Source organism: Aquabacterium fontiphilum, from assembly GCF_009909205.1.
In the GTDB taxonomy this organism is placed as follows: Bacteria; Pseudomonadota; Gammaproteobacteria; order Burkholderiales; family Burkholderiaceae_C; genus Aquabacterium; species Aquabacterium fontiphilum.
In genome coordinates, this window is the sequence record NZ_JAAAPN010000007.1 from 160,546 (window position 1) to 171,857 (window position 11,312).

Here is an 11,312-nt window from a genome sequence, read left to right on the forward strand (position 1 = left end):
CATGGCGACCGGCTATTTCTCTCATCCCGACTGCCTTGCGCATGACATGGGGACGGGACACCCGGAGTGCGCCCAGCGCATCCACGCCATCGAAGACCAGTTGCGCGCCCACGGGCTGGACGCGCTGCTGGTGCCGGGCGAGGTGCCGCTGGCCAGCAACGACGATCTGGCGCTTGCCCACGAACTGAACTACGTGCTGACGCTGGACGACTTCCTGCAGCACCTTGAGGCCAGTGGTGACACCCGGGCGCTCGACCCGGACACCTGGGCCTGCCCTGGGACCCGCTCGGCGGCCTGGCGGGCCGCCGGGGCCGCCGTGGCGGCCACCGACGCCGTGATCGACCGAAAGCTCGACAACGCCTTTTGTGCCGTGCGGCCGCCCGGCCACCACGCCATGCGCGGCCAGACCATGGGTTTCTGCTTTTTCAACAATGTGGCGGTCGCGGCCCGCCACGCGCTCGACCGCCGGGGATTGCAACGCGTGGCCGTGGTCGATTTCGATGTGCACCATGGCAACGGCACCGAAGACATCCTGGCCGGCGACGACCGGGTGCTCATGGTGGGCCTGTTCCAGCACCCGTTCTATCCCTATTCCGGGGCCGACAGCCGTGCGGGCAACATGGTCAACGTGCCGGTGCCGGCCCGCAGCGACGGTCACCTGGTGCGCGATGTCGTCGAAAGCTACTGGCTGTACCGCCTGGAAGACTTCAAGCCCGAGATGATCTTCATCTCGGCCGGCTTCGACGCCCACCGCGAGGACGAGATGGGCGGTCTCGGGCTGGTCGAGGCCGATTACGTCTGGATCACCCAGAAGATCCTGGATGTGGCCCGTCGCCATGCCCAGGGCAGGGTGGTCTCGTGCCTGGAGGGGGGCTATCACCTCAGTGCGCTAGGCCGCAGCGTGGCGGCCCATGTCAAGGCGCTGATGGAGGCGTGACAGAATTGCGGGGCCATGGCTTCTGCGTTGCCCTCTGTGTTGCCCTCTGTCTTGACTGCGCCCTCGGCGCCTGTGGTTGACCTTCGCCAGTTGCCCGAACTGTGGGCGCTCTTGATGCAGCCCGCCAGCCTGCTGGACCTGGCCGCGCTGCTTGGCAGCCTGCTGCTGGCATGGGTGATCGTGCGCGCATGGCGCGGGCGCGAACCGGGCGACACCGCCTCCATCTGGCTGGGCCACCACGTCGTCGACGGGGGGCTTTTCCCCTTGATGGCGCTGGCCTTTGCCTTCATGGCCAGCCGGCTGCTGGCCGATGCCGAGCCTTCCACCGTCTTCCGTGTGGCCATCCCGATGCTGGTGTCACTGGCCGTCATCCGGCTGACGGTCAAAGTCCTGCGCTTCTTCCTGCCCGATTCGACACATGTGCGTGTCATCGAGCGCACCGTGTCCTGGGTGGCCTGGCTGGCGTCCATCCTGTGGATTCTGGGTCTGCTGCCCATCATCCTGGCCGAAATGGACGCCATCCGCTGGCACATGGGCAGCACCGAGATCACACTGCGCAACTTTCTGGAAGGGGTGGTCAGCGCGGTGCTGGTACTGATCCTGTCCTTGTCGCTGTCGTCGGCCATCGAGGCGCGATTGCTGCGGGGGGCGGGCGACAACCTCTCGCTGCGCAAGATCGCCGCCAATGCCATCCGCGCCATTTTGCTGGGCGTGGGCCTCATGATGGCCATGTCGGCCGCCGGCATCGACCTGACGGCACTGTCTGTGTTGGGTGGGGCCGTGGGCGTCGGCATCGGCTTTGGTCTGCAAAAGCTGGCCGCCAACTACGTCAGCGGCTTCGTCATCCTGGCCGAGCGCAGCCTGCGGATCGGCGACCTGGTGCGCATCGACAACTTCGAAGGCCGCGTGGCCGACATCAAGACCCGCTACACGGTGCTGCGCACGCCCGGCGGGCGCGAAATCATCGTGCCCAATGAGATGCTGATCACGCAACGGGTCGAGAACGCCTCGCTCAGCGACAACAAGCTGATGCTGAACACGACGGTGCAGGTGGCCTACGGTACCAACCTGGATGCGCTGATGCCCGAACTCAAGGCGGCCGTCCAGGCCGTGCCGCGCGTCCTGGACGACCCGGCGCCCAACGTCTTCCTGACCAATTTTGCGGCCGACGGGCTCGAGCTGACTTTCTCCTTCTGGATCGGTGACCCCGAAAACGGCCAGTTGGGCGTGCGCTCGGCCGTGAATCTCGCCATTCTGAGCAAGCTCAACCAGCTGGGTGTCGAGATCCCCTTCCCGCAGCGGGTGGTGCATCAAGCGCGTCCGTCTGGGGTATCCTCCGCGTCAACATGATGACGCCTTCTTTTGTTCTGATCGCCCGGCAGCATCCCGCCTGGGCGGCGGTGGCCATGGGGGCCGCTGCCGTGGGCGTGGCCGTGCTGCCGGTCTGGTTTGCACCGCCTCTGCTACTTGCCATCGGCGTGCTGGCGTGGCGCTGGCGGCAACGCCCGCGCGTGGTTCCAAGCCAGCCCGGCGTGGTTCTGGCGCCCGCCGATGGGCGCATCGTGCGCATTGACCGCGTGCGCGACCCTTACGCCGACCGCGATGCCCTGCGCATTAGCCTCGATTCCGGTTGGGTGGACAGCCCCGTCAGCCGCGCCAGCGTAGACGGCGTCATCCGCTCGGTCCAGTATTTCCCGGGCCCGGCCTTTCATGCCAGTCTGGATCCGGCCTCGCCGATGCATGAACGCAATGCGGTCGTGATCGACAGCGCCGGCCAGACCATCACGCTGGTGCAGGTGGCTGGCTGGTTGGCGCGACGCATCCTGTGTCAGGTGCGGCCTGGCGACACCCTGACCCGAGGGCAGCGCTACGGCGGCGTGCGTTTTGGCGCCCGGCTTGAGGTCTACCTGCCAGCCCATGCCGTGCCGCGTGTCGGCCCGGGCGACCGCGTCTCGGCCACCACGTCCATTCTTGCCAGCCTGAGCCCCGCATGAACCGACAGCCCACGCCCCATGAGGCCGACCTGCCGCACGACGACGTCGATGAGGTCGTTCGCCCGCGCCGTAAGGGCATCTACATCCTGCCCAACCTGTTCACCGTGGCAGCCCTGTTCGGGGGCTTCTACGCCATCGTGATGGCCATGAACGGCCGGTTTGAGCTGGCCGCCATCGGCGTCTTCTGCGCCATGGTTCTCGACAGCCTGGACGGTCGGGTCGCACGCATGACCAACACCCAGAGCGCCTTCGGCGAGCAGATGGACAGCCTGTCCGACATGGTCTCGTTCGGCGCCGCGCCGGCCCTGATCATTTACGAGTGGGCCCTGAAGGACCTGGGCAAGTGGGGCTGGATTGCCGCTTTTGTCTACTGCTCGTGTGCGGCCCTGCGCCTGGCCCGCTTCAACACGAACATCGCGGTGGTCGACAAGCGCTTCTTCCAGGGTCTGCCCAGCCCGGCTGCCGCCGGTGTGGTGATGGGCATGATCTGGGTGGTGACCGACATGGGCGAGACGACCCGCACGCTGCCATGGATGGTCTGGCTGGCCTTTGCGGTCACGCTGTATGCCGGCCTGACCATGGTCACCAACATTCCGTTCTACAGCTTCAAGGACGTGAACTTCCGCCGCACCGTGCCGTTCATCGTGGTGGTGGCCATTGCGCTGGGCCTGGCGGTGATCACCATCCACCCACCCATCGTGCTGTTTGCGATCTTCGTGGTCTATGGTGTCTCGGGCTACGGTGTGTATGTCTGGAAACGAATGAAGGGCAAGCCGGTGTCGGTCATCTCGACCTCGACCGACGAGCCCGATGAAGCCGGCCTACATCGCTGATAGAAAAAACCCAGCCCGCCTTGCCGCGCAGACCGAAAGCTGCGTGCTATATTGATTCCTATGAACACGTTCAACGCATCGCTGCTGCTACTACTGGGAGTGCCCCGGGCGCGTTGATCGCTGACGTCTGTACATCAGTCCATTTGCATCACGGCCCGCCAAGCGCTTCTTGCGGGCCGTTTTGTTTGGTGAAGTGAAGCCAGCCAATTCGGCATCTTCGAAAGAGCCAGGCGGCCACTTTTCCTCACGGAGACCACCATGACCGACAAGCTCATCATTTTCGACACCACCTTGCGCGATGGCGAACAGTCGCCCGGCGCCTCGATGACCCGTGAGGAAAAGCTGCGCATCGCCCGTCAGCTGGAGCGCATGAAGGTCGATGTGATGGAAGCCGGCTTTGCCGCCTCGTCCAACGGTGATTTCGAGGCCATCAAGGCGATCGCCGACGTCATCAAGGATTCCACCGTGTGTTCGCTGGCCCGCGCCAACGACCGCGACATCGCCCGCGCCGCCGAGGCGCTCAAGGGCGCCAATTCGTGGCGCATCCACACCTTCATCGCGACCAGCCCGCTCCACATGGAAAAGAAGCTGCGCATGTCGCCTGAAGAGGTGCTGGAGCAGGCCAAGCGTTCGGTGCGCTTCGCGCGCAACCTCACGAGCGATGTCGAGTTTTCAGCCGAAGATGGTTATCGCTCCGAGATCGACTTCCTGGCGCGCGTCTGCGAGGCCGTGATCGCTGAGGGCGCCACCACCATCAACATCCCCGATACGGTCGGCTACGCCATTCCCGAGTTGTACGGCAACTTCATCAAGACGCTGCGCGAGAAGGTGCCCAATTCCGACAAGGCCATCTGGTCGGTGCATTGCCACAACGACCTCGGCATGGCCGTGGCCAACTCGCTGGCCGGCGTGAAGATCGGCGGCGCGCGCCAGGTCGAGTGCACCATCAACGGCCTGGGTGAGCGGGCCGGCAACTGTGCCATGGAAGAGATCGTGATGGCCGTGAAGACGCGCCGCGATTACTTTGGCCTCGAAGTCGGCATCGACACCCAGCAGATCGTGCCTGCGTCGCGCCTGGTGTCGCAGACCACTGGTTTTGTGGTGCAGCCCAACAAGGCCGTGGTGGGCGCCAATGCGTTTGCCCACGCCTCGGGCATCCACCAGGATGGCGTGCTCAAGGCGCGCGACACCTACGAAATCATGCGGGCCGAAGACGTTGGCTGGGCGGCCAACAAGATCGTGCTGGGCAAGCTCTCGGGCCGCAATGCCTTCAAGCAGCGCCTGGAAGAACTCGGCATCGACCTCGAATCCGAGACCGAGGTGAACGCCGCATTTGCCAAGTTCAAGGAGTTGGCCGACCGCAAGAGCGAGATCTTCGACGAAGACATCATCGCGCTGGTCGGTGACGAGAGCGTGACCAGCGAACAGGAGCACTATCGCCTGCTGTCGCTGTCGCAGCACTCTGAGACCGGCGAGCGGCCCGAAGCCAGCGTCGTGTTCGCCGCAGGCTCGACCGAGCACAAGGCCAGCAGCCAGGGCAACGGTCCGGTCGACGCCAGTGTCAAGGCCATCGAGTCTGTCGTGAAAAGTGGCGCGGAAATCGTCCTGTACTCGGTGAATGCCATCACCTCCGGAAGCACAGAATCTCAAGGCGAGGTGACGGTTCGCTTGCAGCATGGCGGGCGCGTCGTCAATGGGGTCGGTGCCGATCCGGACATCGTTGTGGCGTCTGCCAAGGCCTATCTGTCTGCTTTGAACAAGCTGCACAGCAAAGCCGAGAAGGTCGCTGCTCAGGGTTGACCCTGGTACGGTGGCCGTGTCGACAGGCCACTTGATGAAAGACGCGTAAGTCTTTGATCTTGCGCGTTTTTTATTTACACTAGCGACAACTCGAAGGGGCTGTGCCGTGCCGAACATCAAGCTGATCCTCAAGGGGCTGTTGCCGGCCCTCGTGTGCGCCGTCTCACTGGCCATCGCCGTACCCGGAGGCGCCCAGGCGGCGGGCAACAAGGAATCGGCATCGCGGGAAGCACGCAACAAGCAGCAGGCCAAGCAAGCCAAGTCCAGCAAGACCGCCACCGCGTCCGCCAAGCGTGACCGCGACGAGAAAGCCGCCCGCGCCGGCGCCAAGGCCAAGCAGACCGACAAGGTGGCCAAACGCAAAGATCGCGCCGGCAAGAACGAGCGTGTGGCGCGTACAGGCAAGTCTCACAACGATCGCAACATCCTGGTGGCAGGCAAGAAGCCTGAGCGCGCCGCGCGTAGCAGCCGTGTCGAACGCGCTGCCGTGGCCGCTGCAGTGGCGCCTGCGGCGGTGGCCCCCGCTCGCAGCGCGCTGCCGGCCTTCGCGCCGATGTCGGTGGCTGCCGAGGGGCTGCCCCGGGGGGGCGCCCGGGCCATGCCCATGCCGGCCAACGGTGTGCGCACCTCTTTCGGCACGCTGTACGGCCTGCAGAACACGCCCGATCCGCTTGAACTGCGCTCGAACGTGGCGTTCGTGGTCGATCAGGACACCAACGAGGTGGTGTTCGCCAAGAACTCCGAGGCCGTGTTGCCGATCGCGTCGCTCACCAAGCTGATGACGGCCGTGATCGTCACCGAGGCCCAACTGCCGCTCGATGAGCTCATCACCATCACGATGGACGATGTGGACACCGAGAAGCACAGCAGCTCGCGCCTGGCCGTGGGCAGCACACTGAGCCGCGGCGAGTTGCTGCATCTGGCGTTGATGTCGTCCGAGAATCGCGCAGCGCATGCGCTGGGGCGCACGTATCCCGGCGGACTGCGCTCGTTCGTGAGCGCGATGAACGCCAAGGCCCGTCTGCTGGGCATGAACGACTCGCACTTTGTCGATCCCACCGGCCTGAGCAGCCGCAACCAGGCGTCTGCACGAGATCTGGCCTCGCTGGCGCGCTTTGCCTATCAGAGCCCGCTGATCCGCGATCTGTCGACCTCGCCTGAGCACCTGGTCACGGTGGGCAGCCGCCAACTGCAATACCGCAACACCAATGGCCTCGTGCGCAACCCGGCCTGGGACATCGGCTTGCAGAAGACGGGCTACATCGTTGAAGCCGGTCGCTGCCTGGTGATGCAGGCGCGCCTGGCCGGCCGCAAGTTCATCATGGTGTTCCTCGATTCGAACGGCAAGCAAGCCCGCCTGTCGGACGCCGAGCGCATCCGCCGCTGGATCGAAATGGCTGCAGAAGAGGGCTCGCTGGGCATCTACCTGCCCCGCGCCAAACTCACGTCCTGATCATGCCAAACGCCCAGGCTTACCTGCCTGGGCGCTCGCCAGTGCTCACGCGTTAGAGGCTTCGTAGCCCAGCGTGGCCGATACCCGCCGTCCCGTGTCCTTGAGCAGATCAATCCATTCGGGTGGACACAGCCGGCTGCTCAGGTGCAGGCACAGGCTGCCGCACACACGGCCCTGGTCGTCGAAGACCGGTGCCACCGCATGGTGAGGGTGTCCGTCGTCCGGTTGATCCAGGTCCATCAGCACGCCTTGCTGGCGCAGGGAAGCCAGGTCAGCCTGGATGCCTTCGGGGCGCAGACCCTGGCTCTGAGCCAGGGCGCTCAAGCCCAGCGTGGGTTCGTCCAGCAGCAGCACGCGGCCCACCACGTGGCTGCCCAGGGGCATGCGAACGCCGTTGATGCGGCTGACCCCGACGCCATGTCGCTCGCTGGCCGTGCGCAGGATGCACACGGCGTCGTCATCCTGACGCGCATAGAGAGAGACGACTTGGCCGGTCTGCCGATGCAGGTCCTGCATGGGCTTGGGCGCCAGGTCGCGCAGATGCAGGCGCGCGCGCACCAGGTTGCCCAGTTGCATCAGGCGCAGACCCAGGCGATACGCGCCTGGCCCCGAGCGCTCCACCAGGCCGCCGGCTGCCAGGTCGTTAAGGATGCGGTGGGCGGTGGAGGGGTGGAGTCCGGTTTGCTCGCTGATCAGTTTCAGCGACACCGCGTCCCCTTCGTGCGCCAGCGTATCCAGCAACGAGAACATTCTGCCGAGAACCTGGATCGAAGTGCTGTGCTGCTTGGGCTCGCTCATCGGGTTTTCCTCTGTGGGAAGGGTTTTTGGGAAGTGAGATCCCCGGTCAATCGGCGAAAAAAGCCCAAGCTTGAGCACACTTCCTGATCCACTCCTGGCCCTTTTTGGCATTTCATACGCACATGCGTTTCAACAGCCCCCAGACGATGCGTTTCTTGCGGTTTGCGGCCGCGTGTGTTGTGACCGTGACCAGCCCGCTGGCTTTCGGGTCTTCGCCGCCTCCCGCGGCCGAGCCGGCCTCCACGTCCCCCTCCCCATCGGCCAGCGAGCCTGTGCCAGCCTGGAGCGTCATGCCCCGGCGCCAGTGGGCCAAGGTGCCGCGCGTGTACGGACGCATCACGCCGGGCGAGTTGGGCCTGATCGTCAATGAAGACGACCCGTATTCGGTCCAGGTCGGCTCCCACTACGCCAAGGTGCGCGGCATCCCCGACAGCCGCATCCTGCGCGTGTCGCTACCTGTGCGCGGCACGCTCTCCGCTGCCGAGTTCGCCCGGCTTGAAGAACGCGTCAACCAGTTCTTCGGCGAGCGGGTGCAGGGCCTGGCGCTGGCGTGGAAGCAGCCGTTCGCGGTCGAGTGCAATTCGATCACGGGCGCGCTCACCATGGGTTTCGACGCCAAGCTCTGCAGCAGTACCTGCGCGCCTTCGCGTCCCTCCAGCTACTTCGGCTCGCACTCGACGCGGCCTCTGGCCGACCACGGCATGCGGCTGAGCATGTTGCTGGCAGCGCCCGATGTCGGGCAAGCCAAGGCCCTCATCGACCGGGGCGCCCAATCTGACGGGACACTGGGGCTGCGAGGCGGCCTGCCTGCACGGGTCCACTTTGTGACCACGCCAGACGAGGTACGAAGCCGGCGCCAGGTGCTGTTCCCGCCGGCTGGCCCGGTCCCCCAGTTCGGGTTGGACGTCTCGCTGGACAAGACTGCCGGCGTGCGCGATGTGGATCGGGTGCTGATGTACCTCACCGGCGCCGTGAGCGTGCCGCATCTCGACAAGGTCGGCTTTCTGCCCGGGGCGTTGGCGGATCACCTGACCTCGTTTGGCGGCCTGCTGGACCGGCCGACTGGCCAGATGAACGTGCTGTCCTGGATCGAAGCGGGTGCCACGGCCAGCTATGGCACCACGAGCGAGCCGTGCGCCCACCTGCAGAAGTTTCCCCATCCCCAGGCGCTGTTGCTGTTTTATGTGCAGGGTGCGTCTGCCCTCGAGGCTTACTGGAAAAGCGTGCAATGGCCACAACAGGGGCTGTTCGTCGGTGAACCCCTGGCGGCGCCATTTGCGCGTTAAGTACTTGCTACTTGCGCGTTGAGTACTTGCCCGTTGCGCGTGGGGTCAGCGCCCCGGAGGCGGCAGCCCACCCCAGCCCTTGCTCGTGAGCCAGGTCAGCCACGCCTTGTGCAATGGGGTCAGCATCAGGCGTTCACGTAGCACCCGGTCGCCGGCCTGCCCAATCTGACCGGTCAGCGCGTCGGCGCATCGGGCCATCGCGAGCAACGGTCGCAGGGCGCGACGCTCTGCCGGCGGCAAGGCCATGGCTTGCTGCCAGGCAGCGCGCAGAGCCGTGTGCGTCTGGCTGACCAGTTCTGCCAGCAAGGCGGGCCAGCCCGCAGGCATGGGGTTCTCGGGTCGACTGATCTGGTGGGCCCGCACCTCATGGCGCTGCAACTGGTCGATCGGGACGTGGATCCACCCGGCGCGGGCGTCCTGGCCCAGTCTTGCAAGCAGCTGGGCCCGATGCAGTGCCGTGCCCAAAGCCGCAGCGGCCGCATGCGCAGGCGCGCTGTCTGCACCCAGCAGTCGTGCGGCGGCCATGCCAGCCAGCCCGCCGGCCTGCGCGAGGTGCTGCGCCAGGCTGGCCTCGTCGAGCCAGCGGGTCTGATGGAGCTGCTGGATGGTGGCGTCGATGAGGCCTTGGCGCCACGCTGGCATCGGCCATTCAGCCGAAGGGCATGCGTTTGCAAAATGCCGTGTCAGCGGGTGCTGGGGTTGCCCGTTGGCGGCGCGTTCCCATTCCTGCTGCCACCAGCGCAGTTTCGTTTCTGCTACACCTGGATCCGACACCGTCATCGGGACGCGAACCACGGTCAGCCAGCATTGGGCGGCCCCGGCCAGGGCCGCACGGCGGCGGGCGGGGACAATACGCAGCGCATAGTAGAGGCTGCTGCCATCCCGCGGCGTGGCGGCCGTGTCGGTGACCGGGGCGGCAGGATGGGCGGGGTGAGTCGGGTTTTCGGATGCTGACATGGCGGGGCTCAAGAGCCGCCATTGTCGCAACACCTTGGATTGACAGGGCGTGAAGGGTTTGCCTACATTACTGACCGCCCGGTCAGTTACAAACCTGCGACGTATTTTTTCATGATTGTCAACACCTTCTCCAGGGGCCTGCATTGGGGCGCCCTGTCTCTGGCCGTGCTGATGCTGGCCGCGTGTGGTCAGCGCGCCGAAGTCACTCAGCCTGTGCGCGCGGTGCGCACGCTGGTCGTGGGTGAGGCCGGCGGCTTGAGTGAGCGCCAGTACGCTGCAGAGGTGCGTGCCCGGGTTGAATCGCAACTGGGCTTCCGGGTGCCGGGCAAGGTGGTGCGCCGGCTGGTGAGTGTGGGCGATACCGTGAGCGCCGGCCAGTTGCTGGCCGAACTGGACCCGGCCGACCTTCGCCTGGGTGCCCAGGCGGCCCAGGCCGGGCTGGCCGCCGCGCAGGCTCAGGCCGCCCAGGCCGAGGCCAACCTCATGCGCTTCACCGAGCTGCGGCAACAGGGCTTCATCAGCGCGGCCCAGCTCGACACCTACGACACGGCCGCAAGAGCGGCCCGCGCGCAGCTGGATCAGGCCCGCGCTCAGGCGAGCGTGCAGCTCAACCAGGCTGGTTATGCCGCCCTCGTGGCGTCGTCGGCCGGTGTGGTGACCTCGGTCGCGGTGGAGCCGGGGCAGGTGGTGGCCGCGGGGATGCCGGTGATCACCGTGGCCCACGACGGCCCGCGCGATGTGGTGTTCTCCGTCCCTGAAGACGTGGTGGAGGGCGCACGCGCGCTCAAGGGCAAGACCGGTCCGGTCACCGTGCGCCGCTGGGGCACGTCCGACTGGCTGCCCGTCACGGTGCGCGAGGTGGCGGCTTCGGCCGACCCTCTGGCGCGCACGTTCCAGATCAAGGCCGATGTGGGCACTGCGCCTTTTGCGCTGGGTCAGACTGCCACGGTGCGCATTCAGGTGCCGGCGCGGGCGGTCAACGGCCTGCACGTGCCCATGCATGCGGTGGCAGAGCAGGGCGGTCGGTCAGTGGTCTGGGTACTGGACCCCAAGGCCATGACGGTGCAGCCGGTCCCGGTGGTGCTGGGCGACATCTTGGGCAATGTGGCGCTGGTTGCGCAGGGCCTCAAGCCGGGGCAGGAAGTGGTCACGGCCGGCGTGCATGTGCTGCAGCCCGGTCAGAAGGTGCGTCGCTATCAGGGTGACGTGCCGGCCGCCCAGCGCGCCTCCGCGCCGCGTTCCTGATCCAGCTCG

11 protein-coding genes are annotated in these 11,312 nt (G+C 66.1%); 8 read left to right on the forward strand and 3 right to left on the reverse strand.

The features are described from left to right. The first annotated feature begins 1 nt into the window (after window position 1). The 6 genes from GTZ97_RS10065 (at window position 2) to pbpG (ending at window position 7,017) form a co-directional block, all read left to right on the forward strand. Window positions 2-937 carry a histone deacetylase family protein gene (locus GTZ97_RS10065; protein ID WP_161650455.1) on the forward strand — a complete coding sequence of 312 codons (936 nt, stop codon included), beginning with the start codon at window positions 2-4 and terminating at the stop codon, window positions 935-937. A gap of 15 nt (window positions 938-952) precedes the next feature. Then, window positions 953-2,287, forward strand: coding sequence for a mechanosensitive ion channel family protein (locus tag GTZ97_RS10070; RefSeq protein ID WP_161650456.1), 1,335 nt, complete (start codon window positions 953-955; stop codon window positions 2,285-2,287). Further along, complete coding sequence (locus GTZ97_RS10075) at window positions 2,284-2,931, forward strand: phosphatidylserine decarboxylase (RefSeq protein WP_236651123.1); 648 nt, start codon at window positions 2,284-2,286, stop codon at window positions 2,929-2,931. Before GTZ97_RS10070 ends, GTZ97_RS10075 begins: the two co-directional genes overlap by 4 nt. Beyond that, on the forward strand, window positions 2,928-3,764 hold the full coding sequence (gene pssA / locus GTZ97_RS10080; RefSeq protein ID WP_161650457.1) for a CDP-diacylglycerol--serine O-phosphatidyltransferase: 837 nt from the start codon (window positions 2,928-2,930) through the stop codon (window positions 3,762-3,764). The genes GTZ97_RS10075 and pssA overlap by 4 nt, the downstream gene beginning before the upstream one ends. A 258-nt stretch (window positions 3,765-4,022) precedes the next feature. Continuing rightward, on the forward strand, window positions 4,023-5,564 hold the full coding sequence (locus tag GTZ97_RS10085) for a 2-isopropylmalate synthase (protein ID WP_161650458.1): 1,542 nt from the start codon (window positions 4,023-4,025) through the stop codon (window positions 5,562-5,564). Between the two features lie 430 nt (window positions 5,565-5,994). Further along, window positions 5,995-7,017, forward strand: a complete 1,023-nt coding sequence (gene pbpG / locus GTZ97_RS10090) for a D-alanyl-D-alanine endopeptidase (protein WP_407926739.1) — start codon at window positions 5,995-5,997, stop codon at window positions 7,015-7,017. Window positions 7,018-7,062: 45 nt separating this feature from the next. On the opposite strand, the gene GTZ97_RS10095 is transcribed toward pbpG, so the two are convergent. Then, window positions 7,063-7,815, reverse strand: coding sequence for an IclR family transcriptional regulator (locus tag GTZ97_RS10095; protein ID WP_161650459.1), 753 nt, complete (start codon window positions 7,813-7,815; stop codon window positions 7,063-7,065). Window positions 7,816-7,927: 112 nt separating this feature from the next. Further along, window positions 7,928-8,107 carry a hypothetical protein gene (locus tag GTZ97_RS16490; protein ID WP_201748241.1) on the reverse strand — a complete coding sequence of 60 codons (180 nt, stop codon included), beginning with the start codon at window positions 8,105-8,107 and terminating at the stop codon, window positions 7,928-7,930. Between GTZ97_RS16490 and GTZ97_RS10100 the strand changes: the two genes are divergently transcribed. After that, on the forward strand, window positions 8,106-9,101 hold the full coding sequence (locus tag GTZ97_RS10100) for a TIGR03790 family protein (RefSeq protein WP_201748242.1): 996 nt from the start codon (window positions 8,106-8,108) through the stop codon (window positions 9,099-9,101). The two genes, GTZ97_RS16490 and GTZ97_RS10100, sit on opposite strands and share 2 nt — an antisense overlap. 45 nt (window positions 9,102-9,146) lie before the next feature. Here the strand turns inward: GTZ97_RS10100 and GTZ97_RS10105 are convergent, their stop codons facing one another. After that, on the reverse strand, window positions 9,147-10,058 hold the full coding sequence (locus GTZ97_RS10105) for a squalene/phytoene synthase family protein (protein ID WP_161650460.1): 912 nt from the start codon (window positions 10,056-10,058) through the stop codon (window positions 9,147-9,149). 111 nt (window positions 10,059-10,169) lie between these two features. Here GTZ97_RS10105 and GTZ97_RS10110 point away from each other — a divergent pair, with 111 nt between their 5' ends. Next, the gene (locus GTZ97_RS10110) at window positions 10,170-11,303 is read left to right on the forward strand and encodes an efflux RND transporter periplasmic adaptor subunit (protein WP_161650461.1); all 1,134 of its coding nucleotides are present in this window, start codon (window positions 10,170-10,172) and stop codon (window positions 11,301-11,303) included. The last annotated feature ends 9 nt before the right edge of the window (window positions 11,304-11,312 follow it).

Bases quoted from the DNA above. Each gene is read 5' to 3' on its own strand.
- GTZ97_RS10065 (WP_161650455.1), top strand. From the start codon at position 2: ATGGCGACCGGCTATTTCTCTCATCCCGACTGCCTTGCGCATGACATG.
- GTZ97_RS10070 (WP_161650456.1), top strand. From the start codon at position 953: ATGGCTTCTGCGTTGCCCTCTGTGTTGCCCTCTGTCTTGACTGCGCCC.
- GTZ97_RS10075 (WP_236651123.1), top strand. From the start codon at position 2,284: ATGATGACGCCTTCTTTTGTTCTGATCGCCCGGCAGCATCCCGCCTGG.
- pssA (WP_161650457.1), top strand. From the start codon at position 2,928: ATGAACCGACAGCCCACGCCCCATGAGGCCGACCTGCCGCACGACGAC.
- GTZ97_RS10085 (WP_161650458.1), top strand. From the start codon at position 4,023: ATGACCGACAAGCTCATCATTTTCGACACCACCTTGCGCGATGGCGAA.
- GTZ97_RS10095 (WP_161650459.1), bottom strand. From the start codon at position 7,815: ATGAGCGAGCCCAAGCAGCACAGCACTTCGATCCAGGTTCTCGGCAGA.
- GTZ97_RS10100 (WP_201748242.1), top strand. From the start codon at position 8,106: ATGCCCCGGCGCCAGTGGGCCAAGGTGCCGCGCGTGTACGGACGCATC.
- GTZ97_RS16490 (WP_201748241.1), bottom strand. From the start codon at position 8,107: ATGACGCTCCAGGCTGGCACAGGCTCGCTGGCCGATGGGGAGGGGGAC.
- GTZ97_RS10105 (WP_161650460.1), bottom strand. From the start codon at position 10,058: ATGTCAGCATCCGAAAACCCGACTCACCCCGCCCATCCTGCCGCCCCG.
- GTZ97_RS10110 (WP_161650461.1), top strand. From the start codon at position 10,170: ATGATTGTCAACACCTTCTCCAGGGGCCTGCATTGGGGCGCCCTGTCT.